At 32.0% G+C, this 25,296-nt stretch carries 25 protein-coding genes; 2 read left to right on the plus strand and 23 right to left on the minus strand.

The genetic code is table 11. From position 1 onward, the window contains the following. Window positions 1–70 precede the first annotated feature (70 nt). Window positions 71–1,462 carry a glycine--tRNA ligase gene (locus tag KA873_RS06555; RefSeq protein ID WP_040030033.1) on the plus strand — a complete coding sequence of 464 codons (1,392 nt, stop codon included), beginning with the start codon at window positions 71–73 and terminating at the stop codon, window positions 1,460–1,462. A 135-nt stretch (window positions 1,463–1,597) separates the two neighbouring features. On the opposite strand, the gene recO is transcribed toward KA873_RS06555, so the two are convergent. From recO to lepA, 19 genes are all read right to left on the minus strand, one after another. Continuing rightward, window positions 1,598–2,356 carry a DNA repair protein RecO gene (gene recO, locus KA873_RS06560; protein WP_107385072.1) on the minus strand — a complete coding sequence of 253 codons (759 nt, stop codon included), beginning with the start codon at window positions 2,354–2,356 and terminating at the stop codon, window positions 1,598–1,600. 21 nt (window positions 2,357–2,377) lie between these two features. Next, complete coding sequence (era, locus tag KA873_RS06565; RefSeq protein ID WP_107385073.1) at window positions 2,378–3,277, minus strand: GTPase Era; 900 nt, start codon at window positions 3,275–3,277, stop codon at window positions 2,378–2,380. After that, window positions 3,277–3,681: a cytidine deaminase gene (cdd, locus tag KA873_RS06570; protein ID WP_210140195.1), complete on the minus strand. Its 405-nt coding sequence runs from the start codon at window positions 3,679–3,681 to the stop codon at window positions 3,277–3,279. The genes era and cdd overlap by 1 nt, the downstream gene beginning before the upstream one ends. Before the next feature lie 90 nt (window positions 3,682–3,771). Then, entirely contained in the window at window positions 3,772–4,110 is a 339-nt protein-coding gene (locus tag KA873_RS06575) for a diacylglycerol kinase family protein (RefSeq protein ID WP_107505153.1), read from the minus strand. 8 nt (window positions 4,111–4,118) lie between these two features. Next, window positions 4,119–4,580, minus strand: coding sequence for an rRNA maturation RNase YbeY (gene ybeY, locus KA873_RS06580; protein ID WP_107385075.1), 462 nt, complete (start codon window positions 4,578–4,580; stop codon window positions 4,119–4,121). Then, window positions 4,581–5,528: a PhoH family protein gene (locus tag KA873_RS06585; RefSeq protein WP_107385076.1), complete on the minus strand. Its 948-nt coding sequence runs from the start codon at window positions 5,526–5,528 to the stop codon at window positions 4,581–4,583. Window positions 5,529–5,863: 335 nt separating this feature from the next. Then, window positions 5,864–6,520, minus strand: a complete 657-nt coding sequence (locus tag KA873_RS06590; protein ID WP_107505105.1) for a hypothetical protein — start codon at window positions 6,518–6,520, stop codon at window positions 5,864–5,866. A gap of 17 nt (window positions 6,521–6,537) precedes the next feature. Next, window positions 6,538–7,524, minus strand: a complete 987-nt coding sequence (gene floA / locus KA873_RS06595; protein ID WP_026034799.1) for a flotillin-like protein FloA — start codon at window positions 7,522–7,524, stop codon at window positions 6,538–6,540. Window positions 7,525–7,530: 6 nt separating this feature from the next. Then, window positions 7,531–8,232: an NfeD family protein gene (locus KA873_RS06600; protein ID WP_154409384.1), complete on the minus strand. Its 702-nt coding sequence runs from the start codon at window positions 8,230–8,232 to the stop codon at window positions 7,531–7,533. Window positions 8,233–8,596: 364 nt separating this feature from the next. After that, a complete protein-coding gene (rpsU, locus tag KA873_RS06605; RefSeq protein WP_002483157.1) occupies window positions 8,597–8,773 on the minus strand; it encodes a 30S ribosomal protein S21 in 177 nt (58 codons plus the stop codon). Window positions 8,774–8,947: 174 nt separating this feature from the next. Beyond that, window positions 8,948–10,294, minus strand: a complete 1,347-nt coding sequence (mtaB, locus tag KA873_RS06610) for a tRNA (N(6)-L-threonylcarbamoyladenosine(37)-C(2))-methylthiotransferase MtaB (protein ID WP_107505106.1) — start codon at window positions 10,292–10,294, stop codon at window positions 8,948–8,950. A 5-nt stretch (window positions 10,295–10,299) separates the two neighbouring features. Next, window positions 10,300–11,052, minus strand: a complete 753-nt coding sequence (locus KA873_RS06615) for a 16S rRNA (uracil(1498)-N(3))-methyltransferase (protein WP_107384910.1) — start codon at window positions 11,050–11,052, stop codon at window positions 10,300–10,302. A gap of 3 nt (window positions 11,053–11,055) precedes the next feature. Beyond that, entirely contained in the window at window positions 11,056–11,994 is a 939-nt protein-coding gene (gene prmA / locus KA873_RS06620; RefSeq protein WP_107505107.1) for a 50S ribosomal protein L11 methyltransferase, read from the minus strand. 3 nt (window positions 11,995–11,997) lie between these two features. Then, window positions 11,998–13,128: a molecular chaperone DnaJ gene (dnaJ, locus tag KA873_RS06625; protein WP_107384908.1), complete on the minus strand. Its 1,131-nt coding sequence runs from the start codon at window positions 13,126–13,128 to the stop codon at window positions 11,998–12,000. A 137-nt stretch (window positions 13,129–13,265) separates the two neighbouring features. Then, the gene (dnaK, locus tag KA873_RS06630) at window positions 13,266–15,110 is read right to left on the minus strand and encodes a molecular chaperone DnaK (protein ID WP_019469381.1); all 1,845 of its coding nucleotides are present in this window, start codon (window positions 15,108–15,110) and stop codon (window positions 13,266–13,268) included. Window positions 15,111–15,160: 50 nt separating this feature from the next. Continuing rightward, on the minus strand, window positions 15,161–15,787 hold the full coding sequence (gene grpE / locus KA873_RS06635; protein WP_107505108.1) for a nucleotide exchange factor GrpE: 627 nt from the start codon (window positions 15,785–15,787) through the stop codon (window positions 15,161–15,163). A 30-nt stretch (window positions 15,788–15,817) separates the two neighbouring features. Next, window positions 15,818–16,798 carry a heat-inducible transcriptional repressor HrcA gene (gene hrcA / locus KA873_RS06640; protein ID WP_107384906.1) on the minus strand — a complete coding sequence of 327 codons (981 nt, stop codon included), beginning with the start codon at window positions 16,796–16,798 and terminating at the stop codon, window positions 15,818–15,820. 99 nt (window positions 16,799–16,897) lie between these two features. Continuing rightward, window positions 16,898–18,022, minus strand: coding sequence for a radical SAM family heme chaperone HemW (gene hemW, locus KA873_RS06645; RefSeq protein WP_107505109.1), 1,125 nt, complete (start codon window positions 18,020–18,022; stop codon window positions 16,898–16,900). 104 nt (window positions 18,023–18,126) lie between these two features. Further along, complete coding sequence (gene lepA, locus KA873_RS06650; RefSeq protein WP_107384904.1) at window positions 18,127–19,950, minus strand: translation elongation factor 4; 1,824 nt, start codon at window positions 19,948–19,950, stop codon at window positions 18,127–18,129. 320 nt (window positions 19,951–20,270) lie between these two features. On the opposite strand from lepA, the gene rpsT reads away from it, so the two are divergent. After that, the gene (gene rpsT / locus KA873_RS06655; RefSeq protein ID WP_019469386.1) at window positions 20,271–20,522 is read left to right on the plus strand and encodes a 30S ribosomal protein S20; all 252 of its coding nucleotides are present in this window, start codon (window positions 20,271–20,273) and stop codon (window positions 20,520–20,522) included. Window positions 20,523–20,749: 227 nt separating this feature from the next. Here the strand turns inward: rpsT and holA are convergent, their stop codons facing one another. The 4 genes from holA to KA873_RS06675 form a co-directional block, all read right to left on the minus strand. Then, the gene (holA, locus tag KA873_RS06660) at window positions 20,750–21,724 is read right to left on the minus strand and encodes a DNA polymerase III subunit delta (RefSeq protein ID WP_107521393.1); all 975 of its coding nucleotides are present in this window, start codon (window positions 21,722–21,724) and stop codon (window positions 20,750–20,752) included. Window positions 21,725–21,799: 75 nt separating this feature from the next. Continuing rightward, window positions 21,800–23,923, minus strand: coding sequence for a DNA internalization-related competence protein ComEC/Rec2 (locus KA873_RS06665; protein ID WP_348634375.1), 2,124 nt, complete (start codon window positions 23,921–23,923; stop codon window positions 21,800–21,802). Window positions 23,924–24,018: 95 nt separating this feature from the next. Continuing rightward, window positions 24,019–24,480: a ComE operon protein 2 gene (locus KA873_RS06670; protein ID WP_019469390.1), complete on the minus strand. Its 462-nt coding sequence runs from the start codon at window positions 24,478–24,480 to the stop codon at window positions 24,019–24,021. An 81-nt stretch (window positions 24,481–24,561) separates the two neighbouring features. Next, window positions 24,562–25,278, minus strand: a complete 717-nt coding sequence (locus KA873_RS06675) for a helix-hairpin-helix domain-containing protein (RefSeq protein ID WP_233422661.1) — start codon at window positions 25,276–25,278, stop codon at window positions 24,562–24,564. Window positions 25,279–25,296 lie beyond the last annotated feature (18 nt).

Consider the following 25,296-nt stretch of genomic DNA (forward strand, 5'->3'; position numbering starts at 1 on the left):
AGACAATGATTAAGTTTTTTGGCTTTTTCTTTGTCTTGGGGCGTTTTTTATGTTAAAAGGAGTGGTTTTTTTGGCAAAAGATATGGAAACAATCGTTCAGTTAGCAAAACATAGAGGTTTTGTATTCCCTGGTAGTGACATTTATGGTGGATTATCAAATACATGGGACTATGGTCCATTAGGTGTTGAATTAAAAAACAATATTAAAAAAGCCTGGTGGCAAAAATTTATCACGCAATCTCCATATAACGTTGGGATCGATGCAGCAATTTTAATGAACCCAAAAACATGGGAAGCGTCTGGGCATTTAGGTAACTTTAATGATCCAATGATAGACAATAAAGACAGTAAAATTCGTTATCGTGCAGATAAAATAATAGAAGACTATATGGCAAATGAAAAAGGCGATGAAAATTTCGTTGCTGATGGTCTAAGTTTCGATGAAATGAAACGTATTATTGATGAAGAAGGTATTGTTTGTCCAGTAAGTGGCACTGCTAATTGGACAGATATTCGTCAATTTAATTTGATGTTCAAAACATTCCAAGGTGTTACGGAAGATTCAACAAATGAAATTTTCTTACGTCCTGAAACTGCACAAGGTATTTTCGTCAATTACAAAAATGTTCAACGTACAATGCGTAAAAAATTGCCATTCGGAATTGGCCAAATTGGTAAGTCATTCCGTAATGAAATTACACCTGGTAACTTCATCTTTAGAACACGTGAATTTGAACAGATGGAATTAGAATTCTTCTGTAAGCCTGGTGAAGAAATAGAGTGGCAAAATTATTGGAAAACTTTTGCAAGCCAATGGTTAAAAGATTTAAATTTAAGTGAATCTGCAACGCGCTTACGTGACCATGATGCAGACGAGTTATCACATTACTCAAATGCAACAACTGATATAGAATATCGTTTCCCATTTGGTTGGGGAGAATTATGGGGTATTGCAAGTAGAACAGATTATGATTTAAAACAACATAGTGAACATTCTGGTGAAGATTTCCAATATCATGACCAAGAAACTGGTGAAAAATACCTACCATATTGTATCGAACCTTCACTTGGTGCGGATCGAGTTACTTTAGCATTCCTTTGTGATGCATATGCAGAAGAAGGTGTTGAAGGTAGTAAAGATTCAAGAACTGTATTACACTTCCATCCTGCATTAGCACCATATAAAGCTGCTGTTTTACCATTAAGTAAAAAATTATCTGGTGATGCAATTAAAATATTTGAACAGTTAAGCGCAAACTTTGCAATTGATTTTGATGAATCACAATCAATTGGTAAACGTTACCGTCGTCAAGACGAAATCGGCACACCATACTGTATAACATTTGATTTCGATTCACTAGAAGACCAGCAAGTAACGGTACGAGACAGAGATACGATGGAACAAGTACGTATGCCGATTGCTGAATTAGAAAGTTTCTTAACAGAAAAAGTTAAATTTTAATTTCAATATATCTATCGACCCTTAAAAGTGGTCGAACTAAATGAAAAACGTCAATTTCTATACAATTTATAGAAATTGACGTTTTTATTTTTTATAAAATTTAATGATTGATTGAACTTGACCCTATTTATAGAATTAATTTGAATTATCTAATCTTTGTAATTGATTAATAAGTTTTTGGCTTTTGAAATACATGCCAGCATATTCACTATATAACATTATCATCAATTGCGACATCTCATCAACGATATCTTGATGAATACTTAAAGCGCTCATTTTACTTATCGGTAAGTTTTGTAACACATCTAATAAATAAAGTGTTCTATTGGACAGTAGCAACGCATTTGGATCTTGTTGATTTGCATGATTTGAAATTGCACCATCAAATTTAAAACTATAGCCAATGAGCTTAGATTGGTCGTCATCACCAGTGACAACGCAATGATTAAATATTGCGCTGAAGCCAAACTTTGACATTGATTTAATCAATACGATGACTGACATCAATTGAGCGGATACACCACTTTTAATTTTAGCTAATACAAAGTGTAATAACTCGTAACTAAATTGCGACAGTTCATCATTTTCAATGGATCGATCTATCGTTTCAGTACATAAACTAGCGTAACTACTCTCATAAATATCTAATCGCAAATGGTAATTTTGGTCGATGACATCTACAGAACTTAAAGTTCCCATGCCTTTCCATTTGGAATAAATAAACAAGCCATACACAAATAGTTGCGTATTAGCTTGCAAACCACTCTTACTCTTTTTGGCGCGTCGAACCATAAGTGGAATTTTTGCACCATATTCATTTAAAATTGTGATGATTTTATCGGATTCGCCATAATCAATTGTTTTAATAATAATACCCTTTTGTTTGATTAACATTTTAGCTCACCGACTCTCAAATTAATCTCGATCTTCTAAATATCCCATTTGACGAATAAAGTTAACTTTGTTTCGCCAATCTTTTTGAACTTTTACCCATAATTCTAAATACACTTTAGAGCCTAATAACCCTTCAATATCTTGGCGTGCCCTTTTCCCAACTTCTTTGAGTTTTTTGCCACCTTTACCTATAACTATCCCTTTTTGTGAATCGCGTTCCACAAAAATAGTAGCTTCTATTCTCACTCGATCTTCATCTTCTTTAATCATTCGATCAACATTGACTCCAATCGCATGTGGAATTTCTTCATTTGTAAGATGTAATATTTTCTCTCGGATAAGTTCACTCACTACAAACTGTTCAGGGTGATCGGAAATTTGGTCATCCGGGTAATATTTGGGCCCTTCTGGTAAATAAGATTTAATAACATTGATAAAATGCTCAACATTTAAACCTTCTAATGCAGATATAGGAACAATTTCAGTGAAATTCATATATTTTTTATATTTTTCTATTCTTGGCATAAGTTCATCTGGATGTACTAAGTCAATCTTATTTAACACTAAAAATACTGGTGTTTTAACTGATTTTAACATTTCCATAATGTATTCATCACCACGACCAATATCTTCATTAACATTGACCATAAACATAATAGCATCAATTTCCGATAACGTGTTAGTCGCCACACGCATCATATAATCGCCTAATTTATGTTTAGGTTTGTGTATACCTGGCGTATCTAAAAATATAATTTGTGCATCTTCTTGAGTCATTACACCTTGAATTTTATTTCTTGTCGTTTGTGCTTTATCAGACATAATAGCAATTTTATGTCCGATGACGCGATTTACAAAGGTAGATTTACCTACATTAGGTCTACCAATAATTGTTACAAATCCTGATTTATGTGCTGTCATTAGTTTAAATCCTTTCCAGAAAATCCTAGAGGTAACAAATCACTAACTGTAGATTGTATCATGTCACCCTTATGATTGGTCATATATACAGGCATTTCATCATCACAAAGCTCTTTTAACACTTGTCTACAAGAACCACAAGGCGAAGAAGGTGATTCTGCATCAACGGTTACAGTAATCGAATCGAAATCGCCTGGTCGGTATCCATCAGCAATAGCTGCAACAAGGCTTGACCTTTCTGCACAAATACCTAATGGATAAGCGGCATTTTCTACATTTGCACCGTGATATGTTTTACCATCTTTTGTAATTAAATATGCACCTACTTTAAATTTACTGTATGGTGCATAAGCATTACTTTGTGCTTTTCTTACTTCCTTAAAATAATCAGGTTGGTATGCCATAATTTAACACTCCTATTCAATTTTTAATTTTGTATTGTTATTTCAAACTAACTGCTGCTTAGTATATAGATAGATTAAAAATCGTATTGTTTATTTTATAAAATATGGTAAAAAAACGATAAGTCCAATTGCCAACGCAATTATTGAAGCAAGCATAACACTAGCAGCTGCTGTATCTTTAGCTTTCTTTGCAAAGTCATGATATTCATCTGTAATCAAATCCACTACATATTCAAGTGCTGTATTTATGGCTTCAAATGTTAACACGAATCCTATAGCAATGAGGATTAAAATCCATTCAACTGTATTTATTTTTAAATAAATACTAAGAAAAATTGCAATAACTGCAAAAATAATATGGATTAAAAACTTTTTATCTTTACTAAAGAGGACCAGTAAACCTTGAAAAGCATATTTAAAACGTTTCATAGCTACCTCTAATCTCTTGGCAACCCGTAGGCATTTAAAATTTCATCTTGACGACCAAACATTTCTTTTTCATCCGCTTCATCCATGTGATCATAGCCTAATAAATGTAAAAAACCATGAAGGGCAAGGAAGCCAAGTTCTCTTTCAAACGAATGTCCATATGCATCTGCCTGTGATTGAGCAACTTCAGTGCATATGATAATATCTCCGAGTACTCTAGGTATGTCTAAACCACTAATTTCGGGTTCATCTTCTTCTAAAGCAAAGGATATTACATCTGTTACTTTGTCTTTATCTCGATACATTTTATTAATTTGTTGAATTTCTGCTTTGTCTACAAATGTCACAGATAATTCAGCATCGTTATCTATTCCTTCTTGTTCTTTTGCAAAAGTAAGAAGATCGTCTATTTGCTTAAACCAGTTGTTATCAACTAATTCAGTATGATCATTAAAATCTATTGTAAACATTTACTCTTCTCCCTCATAACGATCAATTATTTTACTTACAAGTGGATGACGGACAACGTCGTTTTGGTCTAAATGATGGATACTTAGACCTTTAACATTGTGTAACTTTGCTATTGCTTCTTTAAGCCCACTTTTAACACCTTTAGGTAAGTCAATTTGTGTCTTATCACCAGTTACAACCATTTTCGAACCAAAACCTAACCTTGTTAAGAACATTTTCATCTGAGCATGCGTAGTGTTTTGCGCTTCATCTAAAATAACAAATGCATCATCAAGTGTTCTCCCTCTCATATATGCTAATGGTGCTATTTCTATAACGCCACGCTCGATAAATCTAGCAGTTTGTTCTCTTCCTAAAACAGTATTTAAACCATCATATAACGGGCGCAAATAAGGATCTACTTTCTCCTTCAAATCACCAGGTAAAAATCCTAATGATTCACCAGCTTCTACTGCAGGTCTTGTCAACACGATACGTTTAACATTACCTTTTCGCAGTTGCTTAGCGGCATAAACGACGGCTAAAAATGTTTTCCCTGTACCTGCTGGTCCAACGCCAAATACCAAGTCATTATGATACATAGCATTAACATAAAGTCTTTGTCCCATAGTTTTAGCCCGTATTGTTTTACCAAACGCGTCTTTAGTAATTTCGTCATCATATAAATCTAATAAGTAATGAATCGTACCATTTTTTGCCATTTTAACAGCGGCTTCTACATCCTTGAGCGATATAGTTACGCCTTGCTGTATTACTTTTAATAAATTAATCAGTACTGATTCTGCTTGTTCTACATGCTCAATTTTTTCACCTTTTACGGCTATTTCTTGTCCTCGAGCATGTATTATGACATCAAATCCTTCTTCAATTGATTTAAGATTTTCATCATTATTACCAATGAGTGCTTGTGCTTCATTGATGTCATCTATTTGAATAATTCCAGGCATATAGTTGCTCCTTTACAAATATATTCGTTTCTATTATTTTATCCTATTAGATTTTAAGTTACAAAAATAATTATGATGCATGATATGAAATAACCATTATTATAAAATTAACAATTTGAATAAATCATACTGCAACTTCAATGTTATTATATCATGAAATATTCTCATATTATTTCAAAGTGAATTAAAAATTAACATAAATTGTTATTTTTATGTAAACCAGAGCATTAAGAAAGTATAGTATAAAAATTAACGATCATTATATATTTTGAAATTAAAAATAACTCAACTTACAAAGTCAAAAATCTAACTTTATAAGTTGAGTTTAAATAAATTTATAATTTTTTTGGTCTTTCTAAAACTTCAGACCAAATAATACCATTAACAACTTCATCATCAGCAAATCTATATTGAGCATTTGTGTCAGAGCTTTGAACAGAATGCGCATTCATTAACTGTTTTAAACGATAACGCTTAGTTCTCTCTGATAAATATTTATCAGAAATAATTTCTCGTGCTTTTTTCTCAGTTCTTTGTATTTTTTTCTCAGTTTCACGATCGATTTCATTACGTACGTCTTCCATTTTGCCCATTAAATCAGCTTCAAGCTCTTTTTGAAGTGTATCATCTTGTTGCTTTTGCTCACGTTTTACTTTTTCAGCTTCGGTTTCATTATGTTTAGGAACCGTTGATGTTTCTTGTTGAGGCGTCTCAGTTTCCATCTTTTCAGCTCGTGTTTCAGCAGGTTTATTCTGCTTTGGTGTATGTTCTTCCTGAGTAAAAGGACCATCATTAAATTGTTTTTCTAACTCAGAAAATGTTTTTCCAACTTCTTCAAGGAAACCACGTTTTTTTGGTGGTGTTTCAGACTGATTCGGCTGTTTATTAGCTGGCGGTTGTTGTTTTTTTCGCTTTTTATGACTATCATCGTTAATAGCACCAATTATCGTAAAAATGACAGATACTACAAAGATAATAATACCTATATTCATTTAATCACCCCTATTTATTATTCCGGTGATTCATCATCTTCTTTTTTTGTACGTTGGTTAATAGAATTTCTCATACCAGTATCTGCTTCAACATTTTTCAGATTATAATAATCTTTCACTCCAAGATTTCCTGAACGTAATGCTTCAGCCATAGCTAGTGGAACTTCTGCTTCCGCTTCAACAACTTTAGAGCGCATTTCTTGTACTTTTGCTTTCATTTCTTGTTCTTGTGCTACTGCCATTGCACGGCGTTCTTCGGCTTTTGCTTGTGCGATATTTTTATCAGCAAGCGCTTGTTCAGTTTGTAAATCTGCACCAATGTTCTTGCTAATGTCTACGTCTGCAATATCGATTGATAAAATTTCAAAAGCTGTACCTGAATCTAAACCTTTACTTAAAACTGTTTTAGAAATATTATCAGGATTTTCAAGCACTTGTGTGTGATGTTCACTAGAACCAATTGTAGAAACAATACCTTCACCAACACGTGCAATAATCGTTTCTTCTCCAGCACCACCGACTAATCTTGCAATATTCGCACGTACTGTGATTCTTGCTTTTGCTTTAACTTCGATACCATTCATTGCAACACCGGCGATAAATGGTGTCTCAATTACTTTTGGATTTACAGACATTTGAACTGCTTCTAACACGTCACGTCCTGCTAAGTCAATAGCTGCACCACGTTCAAAAGGTAAATTAATATCAGCTCTTTGTGCAGCGATATTTGCATCAACAACACGGTCAACATTACCACCTGCTAAATAATGTGATTCAAGTTGGTTCGTTGTCAAGTTTAGCCCTGCTTTATGAGCTTTAATTAAAGGTGATATTACTTTACGTGGAGAAACTCTACGTAATCTCATACCTACTAGGGTACCAATGCCTACTTTTACACCCGCTGCGATTGCTGAAATCCACAATCCAACAGGTACAAATGAAAATAATAACAATAATGCAATTACGACTATAACTGCTATAATTAAAATTCCAATCATACTCATTCTCCTTTATGTTTCTATTTCTCTCACAACAACTCGAGTACCTTCAACTTCCAGAATAGTAACTTGTTTATTCCGTAATATAAAAGAACCATCTGAAACTGCATCGATACGTTCATTGTTATAAATAATAATTCCTGCTGGTCTCAAATCTGTAGATGTAGTTGCAACTTCTCCAACTAAATGAGAGCGATCTTCATGTGATGTATAACCTGCTTCTGCATTTGTAGAATCCTTCAATACAACTTTATCTAAAAACGGTATTTTACGTTTGAAAAATTTCACAAGTATCACCCATTCTATGATTGATAATATTAAGGCTACGACAACATTAGCAATCATGTACACTAGATTATCACCTAAAGTAACAATACTGAAAACGATTAACGCCATACCTATAATGCCAATAATTGCACCCACTACAAATAATTCAATGATAACGAATATCACACCAATGGCGAATAAAACAACAGAATAAAAGTTGACATCCCCTTTTACAAAAAATCCTAAAAAGAAAATGAATAATGCTAATGTTGATATAATTCCGACAATATTTATTCTATTTGAATATAACTGGTACAAAAAACCTAAGAAGATAATACAAGTTAATATCAAAGCACCTATTGGACTAACAATAAAGTTAGAAACATTGTCTATCCAGTTTCCGTTTTCAACAAGTTTGGTTGAAAAGATAGTATGTATACTGCTCATCGAAGGAATCACTTTATCACCTCACTCTCAATTTAATTATACATGAAATAAATATATGATTATACCGTTTACACAATAAAAATCGTAATATTATTCATTTATTATTAAATGATATTCCCAGAAAAATAATCAATTTCAACCAGCTACACGAGATGTACGACATTAATACTTGATTAACGTGAATATGGTAATTTTTAAACTAAGTACAAGATTTTCTAATGCTTATGAAAATCATAAATAGGAATATATAGTGTAGTTCATTTATCTACGTTAATAAATAAAAATAGCCTTAGCTGTATGAACAACTAAGGCTATTATGGTTTATAATTAATGTTGGTGTTGAGGGAGTCAACGAAACAATTAATTATTTGAATTTACGTTTACGTGCAGCTTCTGATTTCTTTTTACGTTTAACGCTAGGTTTTTCGTAAAATTCACGTTTACGTACTTCTTGAATTGTACCGCTTTTAGAAACTGTACGTTTGAAACGACGTAACGCATCTTCAAGTGATTCGTTCTTTTTGACTACTGTTTTAGACATGTGTATTTCCCTCCCTCCAAATATCAACGAAACTTTATAATCATTACACGGTAATTACCATGTATTAATTAGTATAATATATCTGATTAATGTGGTCAATTAGTAAAATTTTAATTTCATGATTCATTTTACACCATGTAGAGGTGTTTGCATTGAATCATTATCAATTAAATTTTATACAGTAACAGAATGTTCTGTTGTATTGGTAGCATGATTTACCACTCTTAGTAATTCACCTTGATTGATTGGGTAATCAGGTTGAGTGATTTTTATCTTTACGAGTTCACCGATTAGAGATTCATCGCCAGCGAATTGAACTTTCATATAATTATCAGCAAAACCTATTAATGTCCCTGGCTCACTGCCAACTTCTTCTGGAATAACTTCAAGTACTTCTTGATCAAATTTTGATGCATACGTTTTAGCAAGCTGATCGCTTAAATGAATTAAGCGATGTACACGTTCATTTTTAATATTTTCATCAACTTGGTCGTCCATTCTAGCAGCTGGTGTGCCAATTCTTGAAGAATAAGGAAATACATGTAATTCTGAAAATTTGTGTTCAACAATAAAATCATATGTTTCTTGGAACTCTTCTTCAGTTTCACCTGGGAAACCAACAATGACATCACTTGTGACTGCTAATCCAGGTAGTGCTTCATGTAAACGAGTCAATCGCTCTGAAAAATGAGCCATAGTATATTTTCTTCTCATTCTCTTCAACACTGAATCAGACCCAGATTGTAATGGGATATGAAGATGACGTACAACTTTGTTTGATTGCTCAATTACACTAATAACTTCATCTGTTAATTGACTTGCTTCAATCGAAGAAATTCTAATACGCTCTAAGCCATCTACAGTTTCTAAGTCACGTAATAATTGTGCTAAATTATAATTTTTTAAATCCTGACCATATCCACCTGTATGAATACCAGTTAAAACAATTTCTTTATACCCTGAATTTACAAGTGTAGTTGCTTGTTCTATCACTTTTTCGGGGTCTCTAGATCGCATTAAGCCACGAGCCCAAGGAATAATACAGAAAGTACAAAAATTATTGCACCCTTCTTGTATCTTCAACGAGGCTCTTGTTCTATCTGTAAAGTATGGAACTTCTAATTCTTCATATGTACGATTTTTCATGATGTTTCCCACACCATTAATTGGTTGTCTTTCTTTTTTAAACTCATTGATATAACCGATTAACTTCGTCCGATCTTGAGTGCCGACCACAATATCTACGCCAGGTATTTCCATAATTTCAGCAGGAGATGTCTGTGCATAACAACCAGTTACACATACCACTGCCTCTGGATTTTGTCTTATAGCACGTCTAATGACTTGTCTGCTTTTTTTATCACCTGTATTAGTTACCGTACACGTATTAATAACAAATACATCAGCATTTGTTTCAAAATCAACACGATCGTAATCTGCTTCTTTAAATAATTGCCAAATTGCTTCTGTTTCATAATGATTCACTTTACATCCTAATGTATGAAATGCAACTGTTGACATAAATATCACCCCAATAAGTCTTTTTGAAAGCTTACAGCACTTAAAGTATATAGCGGTGCAGTTTCAGCTCTTAATATCCTAGGCCCTAGACCAACTTGGTATGCTGAACTACCAAATAACTTAATTTCTGATTCAGACAAGCCACCTTCAGGCCCAAAAATGATTAACACACGATCACCAGGTTCAAATTTTTGAACAACTGCCTTAAAAGTACTTTTTTCCCCACACTTAGCAGATTCTTCATAAGCAATCAATACATAATCATATTCATTTATAATATCATAAATTTCTTTTAAATTCGACTTATACTCTATTTCTGGAATAATTAGCCTATAACTTTGTTCAGCAGCTTCTTTTATAATTTTTTGCCAACGTTCTAACTTTTTGATGACTTTATTTTCATTTAGTTTTACAACGGATCTTTGCATACCAACAGCGATAAATTGACTTGCACCTAACTCTGTGGATTTTTGTATCATCCATTCATACTTATCCGCTTTAATTAACCCACTGCAAATTGTTATATGTTGTGGTAATTCAGAATCGATATCTATTTTTTCTATTAAAGTAATTTCAATTTGCGCCATAGTCATATTTTCGATTTTACATTTATAAACGCTTTGATCTGAAAAAGTAATAATAATTTGGTCACCAATTTGATATCGCATTACCTTTGTAATATGATGTATATCATTTTGATCTGTAATAAAAAAACGCTGATTTATATCAGCGTTTTGGTCAATAAAATATCTCTGCATTGCTTAATCGCTCACTTTCTGTCCAACGATACATACCCAACCGTTTTCATGATTAATAGAAATGATTTTAAACCCTACACGCTTCATCTGTACTAAAATTGTTTCGTGTTTCTCTGTGATAATACCAGAAGTTATAAAATAACCATCTTTATTTAACGTATTATAAGCATCTTCAATCATTTCTTCAATAATATGAGCTAAAATATTTGCAATAACGACATCAAACTTTTCAGTTTCTTCTGTAAGTAAATTGCCTGGCGCAGCCTCAATAGCTTTAACACAATTGTTTTTTTCAAAGTTTTCTTTCGCAACTTTAATGGCCATTTCATCTACATCAATCGCTTTTATGCGTTCTACTCCTAATAAATATGATGCAATGCTAAGTATGCCTGAACCTGTACCAACATCAATCACTGAATCATCTGGCTTCACGAAAGTTTCAATAGCTTTCAAGCACATACTTGTCGTTGGATGATCACCTGTACCAAAGGCCATACCTGGATCCAACTCAATACACATTTCATTTTCGTCTTCTTTTTGATATGTTTCCCAACTTGGAACAATTGTAAATTTAGCAGACGCTCTAAACGGATGAAAATAGTTTTTCCATTCATTTTCCCAATCATGTTCTTGAATTGTTTGTTGTTGATATTCAAATATTTTTGCATCCAAAGATTCGATATTTTTAATTTTTTGAATCAGATCATTTTTAAAATCCTGAGTATATTTTATTTCATTAAAATATGCTTTAACTCTTACGCCATTAACTGGGTAATCATCAGGATTTAGTTCATAAATTTCACCAAATTTATCAGCAAAATCATTTCGAAGATCTAATGAATCTTCGATAACAACTCCGTTTGATCCAAATTCTTCTAAAATATTAGAAATAATTGGTATGGCATCATGATTTGCAGTGATTGATATTTCAGTCCAGTTCATATTTTATTCTCCCTTAAAGAATCTTTTTGCTTTATCCTTAAAATTTGACGGTTGCTCAGTTAATGATTCACCATCAATTTCAGCAAATTCTCTTAACAATTCTTTTTGACGTTCATTTATCTTAGTAGGTGTGACAACTTTCACGTTGATAAATAAATCACCATAGCCATAGCCATGAACATTTTTTACACCTTTTTCTTTAAGACGGAATTGTTTTCCTGATTGTGTTCCGCCAGGAATTGTTAATATAACATGACCTTTTAAAGTTGGGACTTTAATTTCATCACCAAGTGTTGCTTGAGCGATGCTGATATCTTGTGAAAAGTAAATATCGTCGCCGTCCCTTTCGAATGTTTCAGAAGGTTTAACTCTAAATACAACGTATAGATCACCTTGTGGTCCACCATTTTCTCCTGGCGCGCCTTCACCTGCTAATCTTATTTGTTGTTCATTATCTACACCTTCTGGCACTGTAACATTAATTTTAACTGTTTTGTTTTCAGTTCCTTTACCGTGACATGTCGGACAAGGTTCTTCAAATTCTTGACCAGAACCACTACATACTGGACAAACTTTTTCAGTTCTAACTCTACCTAATATTGTATTCTGTTCTACAGCAACATGTCCTGAACCATTACAGTAATGACACGTTTTTTTCTTAGTCCCCGGTTTTGCACCTTCACCATCACAAGTATGACAAGTTACATCTTTGCGTATTGAAATCTCTTTGCTTGTACCGAATACAGCTTCTTCAAAAGTAACAGTCATTGTATATTGTAGGTCATCACCTTTTCTAGGTGCATTTGGATCTCTTTGACGTCCACCACCGAAGAATGAACTGAATATATCTTCGAAACCGCCGCCGAAACCGCTAAAGTCTTGACCACCAAATCCTTGGCCGCCAAATCCACCTTGTGGTCCATCATGACCAAATTGATCATAGTTTGCACGCTTGTTTTCATCACTTAACGTTTCATATGCTTCTGAAATTTCCTTGAACTTTTCGTCTGCACCTTCTTCTTTATTGATGTCAGGATGATATTTTTTTGATAATTTACGGTAAGCCTTTTTTATTTCATCTTTAGAGGCATCTTTACTAACACCTAAGATATCATAATAATCTCTTTTGGCCACTTTTATCTCTCCTTTTACGTTTGATTAAATTACTTATTAAAAAGGAAAAAGTCAAAGCCAATGTTCAATTGACTTTGACTTAATTTGGCTAAGCAATTGTGTCATATTCTGCTTTCAATAGCAATTAATAACTAAACTTATTTTTTGTCGTCTTTGTTATCATCATCATTTACTTCTGTGAAATCAGCATCTTCAACATTGCTATCATCTGAACCACTTGCTTGTTCACCTTGTGCTTGTTGTTGTGCTTGAGCAGCTTGCTCGTAAACTTTAGCAGATAAGTCTTGAACTACTTTTTCTAGTTCTTCTTTTTTAGCTTTAATGTCATCAATATCTTCGCCTTCAAGCGCAGATTTTAAAGCTTCTTTTTTCTCTTCTGCATTATTTTTATCATCTTCACTGATGTTTTCACCTAAATCAGTAATTGTTTTTTCAACTTGGAATACTAAGCTATCTGCTTCGTTTCTTAAATCACTTTCTTCACGACGTTGTTTATCTGCTTCAGCATTTTCTTCAGCATCTTTCACCATACGATCGATTTCATCATCAGAAAGTGAAGAACTTGATTGAATAGTAATATTTTGTTCTTTATTTGTACCTAAATCTTTTGCAGTAACATTAACGATACCATTTTTATCGATATCAAAAGTTACTTCGATTTGTGGTACACCACGTGGAGCTGGTGGAATATCAGTTAATTGGAATCTGCCAAGTGTTTTGTTGTCAGAAGCCATTGGACGTTCACCTTGTAATACGTGAATATCAACTGCTGGTTGATTATCTGCAGCCGTTGAATAAACTTGTGATTTAGATGTAGGGATAGTAGTATTTCTTTCAATCAATGTATTCATACGTCCACCCATTATTTCAATACCTAATGAAAGAGGTGTTACGTCTAATAATACTACATCTTTAACATCACCAGTGATAACGCCACCTTGGATAGCAGCACCCATTGCTACTACTTCGTCTGGGTTAACACCTTTGTGAGGATCTTTACCTACTTCTTTTTTCACAGCGTCTTGAACTGCAGGAATTCTTGTTGAACCACCAACTAAAATAACTTCATCGATATCAGAACTACTGATACCTGCATCTTTCATAGCTTGGCGAGTTGGTTCCATCGTTCTTCTGATTAATGAATCAGCTAATTCTTCAAATTTTGAACGTGTTAAACTTAATTCTAAGTGTAGTGGACCATTTTCACCTGCAGAAATAAATGGTAATGAGATTTGTGTTTGAGAAACACCTGATAAGTCTTTTTTAGCTTTTTCAGCTGCGTCTTTAAGACGTTGTAATGCCATTTTGTCTTGTGATAAGTCTACGCCATTTTCTTTTTTAAATTCTGCAACTAAATAATCGATAATAACTTGGTCAAAGTCGTCCCCGCCTAGTTTATTATCACCTGCAGTTGAAAGTACTTCGAATACACCGTCACCTAATTCAAGGATAGATACGTCGAATGTACCGCCACCTAGGTCAAATACTAAGACTTTTTGGTCTTGTTCTGTTTTATCTAAACCATAAGCTAATGCTGCTGCTGTTGGTTCGTTAATAATACGTTCAACTTCTAAGCCTGCAATTTTACCAGCATCTTTTGTAGCTTGACGTTCACTATCATTAAAATATGCAGGAACAGTGATAACTGCTTTTTCTACTTTTTCACCTAAGTAATCTTCTGCAGTACTCTTAAGGTTTTGTAATACCATCGCAGATATTTCTTGTGGTGTGTATGATTTACCTTCTACGTCTACTTTGTGCTCAGTACCCATGTGACGTTTGATAGATTGAATTGTATTAGGGTTTGTAATTGCTTGACGCTTAGCAACTTCACCTACTTGAGTTTCACCATTTTTAAATGCTACAACAGATGGTGTTGTTCTAGCACCTTCTGGGTTTTGAACAACTTTTGGTTCGTCACCTTCTAAAATTGCTACACATGAATTTGTTGTACCTAAGTCAATACCTATTACTTTACTCATAAATAAATTCCTCCTGTTTGTTTAAAAATTCGGTATTTTCATCAATAAACTTATTGATTTACTTTAACCATTGAAGGTCTTAAAACACGTTCCTTCAATTTATAACCAGTTTGTAGTTCTTGAGTAACTTGACCTGATTCATAATCAGGATTATCGTCTTGTACTACAGCTTGATGTACATTTGGATCAAACTGTTGACCTTCAGCCTCAATTTTTTCTAAACCGTTATTTTTCAATGCGTTCAACAAGCTTTCATAAACCATTTCTACACCTTTTTGTAATGATTTAAATTGCTCATCTTCGCCTTCAATCTGTAAAGCTCGTTCTATATTATCTATAGTCGGTAAAATGTCATTTAAAACATCTTGAGCTTTATATGCTTTCATCGTTTGATTTTCTTTTTGGATTCTACGCTTATAATTTTCAAATTCAGCATATAATCTTAAATATTTTTCTTCTTCTTCTTGAACATTATTTTTTAATTGTTGAATTTCTTCATCTTTAGGATCGATATCTGCATCAATATCTTCAGAATTTTCCTCTTGCAGATTATCTTGTGATTCATTAGCTATTTCATCAGTATCTTCAACTGAAGTTGTTTGATTGTTTGGTGTTTCTTGATTGATATCTTCAGTCTTTTCGTTTTCATCGAATACTGATTCATTTTTTTCTGTCATTTTCTGCCCTCCATCCAATACAATTCTTAATTACCAAATCGTATTTAGTAATTGTATTACATTCTGATAATTCATTGCCGTTGGTCCGATAACCGCAATTTGACCTTTAAGTCTATCGTCAATGTGATACTCCGTAGTGACAATAGAAATATCGCTCAAGCTTGATTCGATTTCCTGTCCAATCTTAACATTAATTGATGAATTTGACATTTCATCAAGTAGCTGAGTAATTTTGTTTGATTCAATATACTGCAATATAGGTTGAATAGAAGAAACATTTGATTCGTTTAGTGCATCAATTAGTTTAACCTTTCCACCCATGTAAATGCCATTACTTTGATTATCAAAATGAACATCTATTGTATCTAACATATCCTTTATAAAGTCTTTTTCAAAATCTGACTTTGCAAAGGCATTTAGTTCATTTTCCAAGCGTTGTTGATTTAACGCATTATATTTTGCAGTCACAAAATTAGCTATATTTGTCAATTCATCACTCGATAAACGTGCCTTGGATACTAAATGTAAGTGTTCAACATGGCCAGATGTAAAAACAACGACCATGATTACTAAATATGCATTTGCTCGAATCAAGTGAATGTTATTAATAATATCTTTTTTGTGATTTGGACGCATTACCAACGTTGTATACTGAGAAGCGATTGAAAGTTCATTCGCGAATTCACTCAAGGCTGAGGAAATATCATAATGATTTTCAACCAGTAAATCTCCTAAACGTTGTATTTTTTTGTGTTGTTGATGAGATGTTTGTTGCAATAATTGATTCACATAATATCTGATGCCTGACTCTGATGGAGAACGTCCTGATGAAGTATGTGTTTTTTCTATTAAATGAAGTTCCTCTAGTTGTTTCATTTCGTTTCTGATAGTGGCAGGACTAACATTTAAATTATGTCTTTCAATCAGTGTTTTGGAACCAATTGGTTGACCTAAATCAACATAATCTTCAACAATTGCATTTAAAATGCTCAATTGTCTATCACTAATCATGTTTTCACCTCATTAGCACTCTTTTGTTTCAAGTGCTAATTATAATTTATCAAATTGGTCAAAGTAAGTCAATGTTAAAGCCTTAGTTTTTTTAAAAAATTAAACATTCAGTAAAAACGCTTCAAATACTAGGTTTCCAATTACTTTACCTCTCTCTGTTAAAGAAATATAGTCACCTGTATCATAAATTAATTCTCTCTGTTTTAAATCTTTAATCGCTTCGTCATAAACGTCATCAATCGTTTTATTAAACTTTTGATTAAACCGTTTTCTACTTACACCTTGGTTCATTCTTAAACCTAGAAACATCTCTTCTTCCATTTGTTCACTTTCTGTTGGATATACTGCGTCAAGAATAGGTCTTTCGTTATTTTGTATCTTTTTTATATAATGATTCACGGGATTTACATTATTATAACGTTCGCCATTTACGTAACCACTTGCCCCGGCTCCAAATCCATAATAGCCTTCGTTTTTCCAGTAAACTTTATTGTGTTCTGATTCATGTCCTTTTTTACCAAAGTTTGAAATTTCATATTGATGTAACTCAGTCTCATGCATCCTCTTTAATAAATATTCGTACATTTCTTCTCCGACATCTTCGTTCGGGATTTTTAACTGCCCTTTACGGTACATATTATAGAACTGAGTTTTAGGCTCTAAAATCAAGCCGTAACTTGAAATATGATCAATATCCATCGATAACGCTTTTTCTAAACTATCTTTGAAATCTTCTAAGCTTTGTTGTGGTAAATGGTACATTAAATCTAAACTTATAGAAGGTATCCCAACTTGTCTTGCATTCGATACGGCTCTGTATATATCCTCAGTCTTATGAGAACGTCCTAATATCTCTAACAATTCAGGTTTGAATGTTTGAACGCCCATCGACAATCTATTCACACCATAATCCCTTAACAATTGTACTTTTTCTAAAGTTAATTCATCTGGATTCGCTTCAAAACTAAATTCTCCTTTAATTTCAAAGATTTCTGTAATTGCAGTCAATAATTTCTCAAGTTGCTCATACGACAAAGCAGTAGGTGTGCCACCACCGACAAAAACTGTTTCTAAAGATCTAACTTCACTTTGTTTCATTTCGTTTATTAAGCAATCTAAATACTGATCCACTGGTTGATTTTGTATAAAATATTTATTGAAATCGCAATAAGTACAAATTTTGACACAGAAAGGAATATGGATATAAGCACTTTTCACTTCCATTTTGAGATGACCTTCTTTCGTTAAATAAAATAGATTAACATAACAAAAAAACCGGGGCATAAATCGAATGGATTTAAGGCCCCAATATTTAATAAGTAATAATATTAATCTTCGTCCATCTTAAGCACTGCAAGGAAAGCATCCTGTGGTATTTCAACATTACCAACTGATTTCATTTTTGCCTTACCAGCTTTTTGTTTTTCTAATAGTTTTCTCTTACGGCTAATATCTCCACCATAACACTTAGATAAGACATTTTTACCCATTGATTTTATATTTGTACGGGCGACTATTTTTTGTCCAACTGCTGCTTGTACAGGTACTTCGAATTGTTGTCTAGGTATAAGCGTTTTTAGCTTTTCAACTAACGCTTTTCCTCTTTCATATGCGAAATCTTTATGAACTATAAAACTAAGTGCATCTACTTTCTCTCCATTTAGTAATATATCCATTTTGACTAGGTCACTTTCTTTATTATCAATGAATTCATAATCAAAAGAAGCATAGCCTTTTGTATTTGATTTAAGCTGATCAAAGAAATCAAATACAACTTCAGATAGTGGCAATTCATAAATAATATTGACACGAATATCATCTAAATATTCCATATTAATAAATTGTCCACGTTTACGTTGACATAATTCCATAACTGCACCGACATAATCATTTGGTACCATCATTGTCGCTCTTACAAAAGGTTCATATACCGTATCAATTTGATCTCTTTCAGGCATATATGCTGGATTATCAACAGAGATTTCATCACCATTTTTAAGAATACATTCATAAATCACAGATGGTGCTGTAGCAATTAGTTCTATTCCAAACTCACGTTCAATACGTTCTTGAATAATTTCCATATGCAACATACCTAAGAAACCTGTTCTATATCCAAAACCTAATGCTTGAGATGACTCAGGTTCAAATTCTAATGAAGCATCATTTAATTGCAACTTTTCTAATGCCTCTCGTAAATCATTGTAATCTTTATTATCTATAGGGAATAAACCACAGAAAACCATCGGATTCATTTTTTTATAACCTTTTAACGGCTCTGCTGCTGGACGATCTAGATGTGTAATCGTATCTCCGACACGTGAATCATCTACATTTTTAATACTGGCAATGACATAACCTACATCCCCTACTGTCAGCTCACTAACTGGTAATTGTTTAGGTGTATTGATACCTACTTCGGTAACTTCAAAAGATTTTCCTGTAGCCATCATTTTAATTTCATCACCCGTTTTCAAAGTTCCTTCAACTATTCGAATTGAAGAAATAACGCCTCTATACGGATCATATTCTGAATCAAAAATCAACGCTTTTAACGGCGCTTCTGGATCTCCTTGAGGTGGTGGTACCACTTCTACAATTTTTTCTAATATATCTTCAATGCCAATATTTGATTTTGCACTGGCTAATACGACATCATCTTTATCTAGCCCTATTACATCTTCTACTTCTTGCTTTACACGTTCAGGTTCTGCTGCTGGTAAATCAATTTTATTTACAACTGGTAATAACTCTAAATCGTTATCTAGTGCCAAATAAACATTGGCTAATGTTTGAGCCTCTATGCCCTGAGCAGCATCTACAACTAATATAGCCCCCTCACAGGCAGCTAATGATCTAGAAACTTCATATGTAAAATCTACGTGTCCAGGTGTATCGATCAAGTGAAACGTATAAGTCTCACCATCTTTTGCATCATATTTTAAACGCACAGCATTTAATTTTATTGTTATACCGCGTTCTCTTTCTAAATCCATAGAATCCAATAACTGTGATTGCATCTCACGTGATTCAACAGATTTAGTATTTTCCAAAATTCTATCTGCTAATGTAGATTTCCCATGGTCAATATGTGCAATAATAGAAAAGTTTCTTATATTTTCACGCTTGCTTAAACGATTTTCTTTATCCATGTATTATCAGTCTCACTTTCATAATTCTAGCCCGTAAATATGTATGACATTCTTTGATATAATAACGTTTTTATTTACTAATTGCAAACTTGATAAAATTAATAGTAAATTTTAAAGTTATGTGTATATTTTATCGTCTATGTAACTATTTTTGTGTATATCTTTTGTCATTATAATTATTATTGTACCATTTATCGCGACTTTACGCGTCTTAATATAAATAAATGATTGCAGAAACCTGGTTGTTTTGATAAAATATTTCTTGTTGTAATCAAATTAATTTTTGATAGCGAAGATCACACTTTTAGGAGGTGACAGACATGCCAAACATTAAATCTGCAATTAAACGTGTTAATACTACTCATGTAACTGAAGAACGTAATATTTCACAAAAAAATGCAATGCGTACAGCTGTGAAAAGAGCTCATACAGCAATCGACACTAATGCTGACGATAAAGCTGAATTAGTAAGCTTTGCATTGAAAAAAGTAGATAAAGCTGCTCAACGCAACTTAATACATTCTAACAAAGCTGCTAGAATTAAATCATCTTTAATGACAGCTGCTAAATAATTTAAAGTTCAAGCCTACGCTTGAACTTTTTTATTTTTTAAATATATCGAACCCCATCCTTCATAAATTTAGCCCAGAAATGATTTGCAATAAGTGAAATCTCTTCTGGGCTTTTTTCTATATATATATATGGTTTTATAAGATTAAACATTATAGATACTTACGTTATAATTCATCGACAACATTATATGCAGTATGACGGTTAGTTAAAACTAAAAACGCCTAATTTATAAGGATAAAATAAACAGTTCAAGTATAAGGTGTTTATTCATATAAGATGATTTTAATTTATAATCTGTTTCTGCGCAATTATCAATGATATTTAATAAACTTTCTAATTCGTAGTGTCTTGCTTGATTTAAAGCCAACTTTACTCTATAAGGATGAACATTGATTGTTTTAGCAATTTGTTGACCACTATAACCCTTTTGTCCTAATATTTTACTTTGATAGAAAAGTCGATAATTACTCGTAATTAGAGCTAATAATTTTATAGGTTCCTCTTTCATCGCTATTAAGTCTTTAACCAATTGAATAGCTTTTGTTTTCTTATTTTTTTGGATATATTCAGTGAGCAAAAAAACATTTTGCTCCAAACTTCTATTAACAATTTGATGAACATCATTTTTGTTAATTGTTGTTCTATCACCTAAAAACAAAATAAGTTTTTCTATTTCTTGCTTAACAATATTAAAATTAACTCCAGTTAATTCAATAACTAAATCTAGTGCATCTTGTTTAATATCTTTATAATTTTCATGCAGTTGACTTTTTATCCAATGCTTTATTTCTTCTTCTGACATTTGTTCTATTTTTTTAATTTGTGCATGTTTTTTCAAAGATTTAACAACTTTTTTTCTTTCGTCTAGTTTAGAATGATTTACTTCAAATAATATTAAAGTGTCACCATCGTATTTTTCTATAAATTCTATCAGTTGATCAATATTATGATTTAACTCTTTAGGTGGCTTCTCACCAGTAAATACATATGCATTTTGTACTAGAACAGCCTTTTTATTAGAGAAAAAAGGCATTGTCAGCGTTTCTTCAATAATTGGAGCTAAATCATTTTCATATAAGTTATATTTAACGAAATTGAATTCATCTTTTGGTGCATCTAAATATTGTTCAATGACTTCAGAAGCTTTTTTTTCAATTAGTTCAGGTACTTCACCATATATCGTTATTATATTGCTGCTCATTCTTAGCACCCTTTCATTTCTATTACACGTTTTATAATTATAACACGCGTCATAGCTTCTCACTAATTAAAAATTTTAATTGAATTGTGAGTGAATTTCTATTTGGTTTTTAAATAAAATGTTCACTTCTCCGTTGATATTTGTTTGAAATATTTTAATGTCAAAAGATTTTAATCTATTGATAATTTGTGGATTGGGAAGTCTATATTTATTTTTTTCGCCTACTGAAATGAGAGCTATTTTAGGCCTAATTGCTTTCAATAAATTATTACTTGTACTCGTACGACTACCATGATGTCCAACTTTTAAAATATCAACATTGTATAAATGATATTTATGTATTAAATTCTCTTCATTATTATTTGTTGCATCTCCCATTAATAAAATTTTATAACTTTTGTACTGTATTAATATAATGATTGATTGTTCATTTAAATTATCAGAATTGGAAATTGTAGCATCTAACAGATTAACTTTCGCTTTATTCATAAAAAATTGTGGTTTATTTTTGAAATCTATTAACTTGATATCCTTTTTTAAACAAGTATTTTTTAAATGATTTAGTTCTTTAATTTTAAAACTATTTGCATTGATAATGATATTTTTAATTTTTAAACTTTTTGTTAAATAATCTAGTTCACCGATATGATCAAGATGTGGATGTGTAACCACAACGTAATCTATCTTTTTTATATTATGTCGTTTTAATGTTGGTAAGATATGATATTTTGAAATACTGTGATTCGCAAAGTTCTGTGTCGAATTAAAATTACCGCCCGTATCGATTAATAATGATTCGTGTAATTTAGTTTCAAATAACAGGGCGTCACCTTGTCCTACATCCAACATTGTAAGTTGGTAGTCGCGTAATTGAGGTAGAATTGTAGTGACAATATATAAGGCAATTAAACTAATTATCATAAATTTATAGCATTTATGAACGAATAAAACTAAACATAGAAACGAAATGAGACATATTATAGTTATTTGAAGATTATTTAAGTTGGGAATGTACCATTGATAAAAGTTGAGTTTATCAAAAAATCCGACCACTTTATCATGCAAAACAATTAATTGATTATATAAGTTGATTATAAATAATGGTTTGATTGGCAAATGTATGATAAAAGTAAGAAAAATAACGAAGGGAAATAATATGAAAGAATAGAATGGAACAAAAAAGATGTTTGAAATTAGACCAATCCATTGAATTTGATGAAAATGGATACAACTTAAGATAAATGAGCTTAATTGTGCAATCCACGTGATATAGCACAAAGATTGAACAATACCTAAATTCTTTAGTAATGGACTGGCAAAAAGGATTGAAAAAGTGATTAAAAAGGAAAGTTGAAATCCGACATGATAAATTAACGAGGGATTTAAAAATGTTAAAAATATGAATAAAAATCCTAAAATGTTCATTGAATTCTTTATAATGTATTTTGGAAATATGAATATTAACAAACTCATAAATATTGCTCTAACAGCACTTGGAGACATATTTGTATACATGCAATAAATAGGTAATAATATGATTAATATTAGTTTGGTTAAAAACAATGGACATTTTATCCTATTAAGAATATAACATATGATTGCAATAATTATAGCTATATGTGTTCCACTAATAGCAAGTAGATGCGCAATGCCAATCTTTTTAATTGTATCTAATTCATCTTTTTTCATAAGCGATGTATCGCCTGTAATTAATGCAATTGTTTTTTCGGGAAAAGCTATTTTCCATTGTTTCATTTTTTCATAAATAAACGCTTTATGTTTATTTAAAGTATCAGAAAAAGTGCTTGTGTCTTCATAACAACTTGAAAGATGAATATTTTGAATAATAAAAATAAGATTAGGTCTTGTATCGTTTTTTAATGTTCTAAACTGTCCGTGTACCTTACAAGTTTTTTGGAACAAAAATTCAGAAACATTTTTTATTTCTATATTTTTTGATGCATGTATATTATAAATGTAAGTATAAAGCTTTTTACCTATTTTAATTTTACCTTTAAGTATACGATGCTCCAAATTGGGTTTTGTGATAAACTTCGCTTTTCCTTGAAATACTTTATTTATCATTGAAGAATGGTATTCTTTTTCTGATCTCAAGTCATTTTGAAACATCATAAAACTACTTAAAGATATGATAACTATCATGATAAAATGAATTAAACTAAAGCTTTTTCTCTTCATTATTATGACTAGCCCAAGTATTAAAATAAAAGATAAAAATTTATTAAATAGTAGCAAGTTACCAGACAAATAAGCTAAAGCATAATAAATCAATTTTATTTATTGATTAAATATTGTGCTACGTGTTCTTGATTAAATGGAATTTTTTTATACACAATACCTGATTGTTTTAACAAATCTAAAGCATAATGATGATTATGATAGTCTTCAGCATAATAAATCGTTTTAATACCAGCTTGAATAATTGACTTTGTGCAATTCAAACATGGAAAGTGTGTAACATAAATCGTTGCCCCTTCTGTTGACACCCCTTGTTTTGCGCACTGTAGCAATGCGTTCATTTCTGCGTGTATCGTGCGAATGCAATGACCATCTTCCAGCAGGCAATCTTCATCAATACAATGTACTTCTCCAGACACAGAACCATTATACCCTCCGGCTATAATTCTATTATCTTTTACAATCGTTGCTCCTACAGACAATCTTTGACATGTAGAACGCAGCGCTAATAAATGACTTTGCGCCATAAAGTATTCTTCCCATTTAATACGATCCATGATACTAAACCTCCAATTTATGTAAATTTTTAATGTGATATTTATAGATTAAATCGATTTTCGAAAAATTACAACAAAATTTCAGATTGTTAAATATGAACTTAATTTTTCTATTGTTTTAGTACCGAATCCATTAATTTCTTTCAACTGATCAATAGATTTAAAATTACCATTTTGCTCACGATATTCAATGATTGCTTTAGCTTTGACCTTTCCTATTCCAGGTATACTGGTAAGCTCGCTTTCTGATGCAGTATTCAAATTTACTGTTGCACCATCAGTATCCTTTTTTTCTGAAAAATTTGTGGCGGTTTCACTTTTATTCAATTGATTCTGAGCTTGTAAATGAGTGTGTTCCCCCTTTTCAGGAATATATATCATTTTCTGATCTATTAATCGTTCTGATAAATTAATGTTCGTTAAATCAGCATGTTCTGAAACGATTGCTTTATCCAACAACTGTTTAACTCGATCATTATTTCTCATTTTATAAACATTTGGATATTTTACCGCACCTTTGATATCAACATAAACAAATGAATCTTTGGTATGGTCATTGCTTTGTGTTTCAGTTTTATTCGATGAATATTCATTTTTTTCATTTGGTATGGGTTGGTTATGCTCGGGCAATTCTATTGGTGCTATATCATTATTTTTTTTCATTTGTTCGTTATCACGGTTCATCAAAAATGATAAAGTTATGGCTACAGTCACTATTATAAATAGCATAACACAAACCTTTATTGTAGAATTAAATTGACTAAATCTTTCTTTAAACAATTCCCATAATGGTAACAAAAAATCACTCCTTTATAG

This window comes from Staphylococcus sp. GDY8P45P, from assembly GCF_017892745.1.
Classification (GTDB): Bacteria; Bacillota; Bacilli; order Staphylococcales; family Staphylococcaceae; genus Staphylococcus; species Staphylococcus cohnii.

Excerpts from the sequence above, each read along its gene's own strand:
- recO (WP_107385072.1), bottom strand. The coding sequence starts at position 2,356 with ATGTTAATCAAACAAAAGGGTATTATTATTAAAACAATTGATTATGGC.
- era (WP_107385073.1), bottom strand. The coding sequence starts at position 3,277 with ATGACAGCACATAAATCAGGATTTGTAACAATTATTGGTAGACCTAAT.
- cdd (WP_210140195.1), bottom strand. The coding sequence starts at position 3,681 with ATGGCATACCAACCTGATTATTTTAAGGAAGTAAGAAAAGCACAAAGT.
- KA873_RS06575 (WP_107505153.1), bottom strand. The coding sequence starts at position 4,110 with ATGAAACGTTTTAAATATGCTTTTCAAGGTTTACTGGTCCTCTTTAGT.
- ybeY (WP_107385075.1), bottom strand. The coding sequence starts at position 4,580 with ATGTTTACAATAGATTTTAATGATCATACTGAATTAGTTGATAACAAC.
- KA873_RS06585 (WP_107385076.1), bottom strand. The coding sequence starts at position 5,528 with ATGCCTGGAATTATTCAAATAGATGACATCAATGAAGCACAAGCACTC.
- KA873_RS06590 (WP_107505105.1), bottom strand. The coding sequence starts at position 6,520 with ATGAATATAGGTATTATTATCTTTGTAGTATCTGTCATTTTTACGATA.
- floA (WP_026034799.1), bottom strand. The coding sequence starts at position 7,524 with ATGAGTATGATTGGAATTTTAATTATAGCAGTTATAGTCGTAATTGCA.
- KA873_RS06600 (WP_154409384.1), bottom strand. The coding sequence starts at position 8,232 with ATGAGCAGTATACATACTATCTTTTCAACCAAACTTGTTGAAAACGGA.
- rpsU (WP_002483157.1), bottom strand. The coding sequence starts at position 8,773 with ATGTCTAAAACAGTAGTCAAAAAGAACGAATCACTTGAAGATGCGTTA.
- mtaB (WP_107505106.1), bottom strand. The coding sequence starts at position 10,294 with ATGTCAACAGTTGCATTTCATACATTAGGATGTAAAGTGAATCATTAT.
- KA873_RS06615 (WP_107384910.1), bottom strand. The coding sequence starts at position 11,052 with ATGCAGAGATATTTTATTGACCAAAACGCTGATATAAATCAGCGTTTT.
- prmA (WP_107505107.1), bottom strand. The coding sequence starts at position 11,994 with ATGAACTGGACTGAAATATCAATCACTGCAAATCATGATGCCATACCA.
- dnaK (WP_019469381.1), bottom strand. The coding sequence starts at position 15,110 with ATGAGTAAAGTAATAGGTATTGACTTAGGTACAACAAATTCATGTGTA.
- grpE (WP_107505108.1), bottom strand. The coding sequence starts at position 15,787 with ATGACAGAAAAAAATGAATCAGTATTCGATGAAAACGAAAAGACTGAA.
- hrcA (WP_107384906.1), bottom strand. The coding sequence starts at position 16,798 with ATGATTAGTGATAGACAATTGAGCATTTTAAATGCAATTGTTGAAGAT.
- hemW (WP_107505109.1), bottom strand. The coding sequence starts at position 18,022 with ATGGAAGTGAAAAGTGCTTATATCCATATTCCTTTCTGTGTCAAAATT.
- lepA (WP_107384904.1), bottom strand. The coding sequence starts at position 19,950 with ATGGATAAAGAAAATCGTTTAAGCAAGCGTGAAAATATAAGAAACTTT.
- rpsT (WP_019469386.1), top strand. The coding sequence starts at position 20,271 with ATGCCAAACATTAAATCTGCAATTAAACGTGTTAATACTACTCATGTA.
- holA (WP_107521393.1), bottom strand. The coding sequence starts at position 21,724 with ATGAGCAGCAATATAATAACGATATATGGTGAAGTACCTGAACTAATT.
- KA873_RS06665 (WP_348634375.1), bottom strand. The coding sequence starts at position 23,923 with ATGAAGAGAAAAAGCTTTAGTTTAATTCATTTTATCATGATAGTTATC.
- KA873_RS06670 (WP_019469390.1), bottom strand. The coding sequence starts at position 24,480 with ATGGATCGTATTAAATGGGAAGAATACTTTATGGCGCAAAGTCATTTA.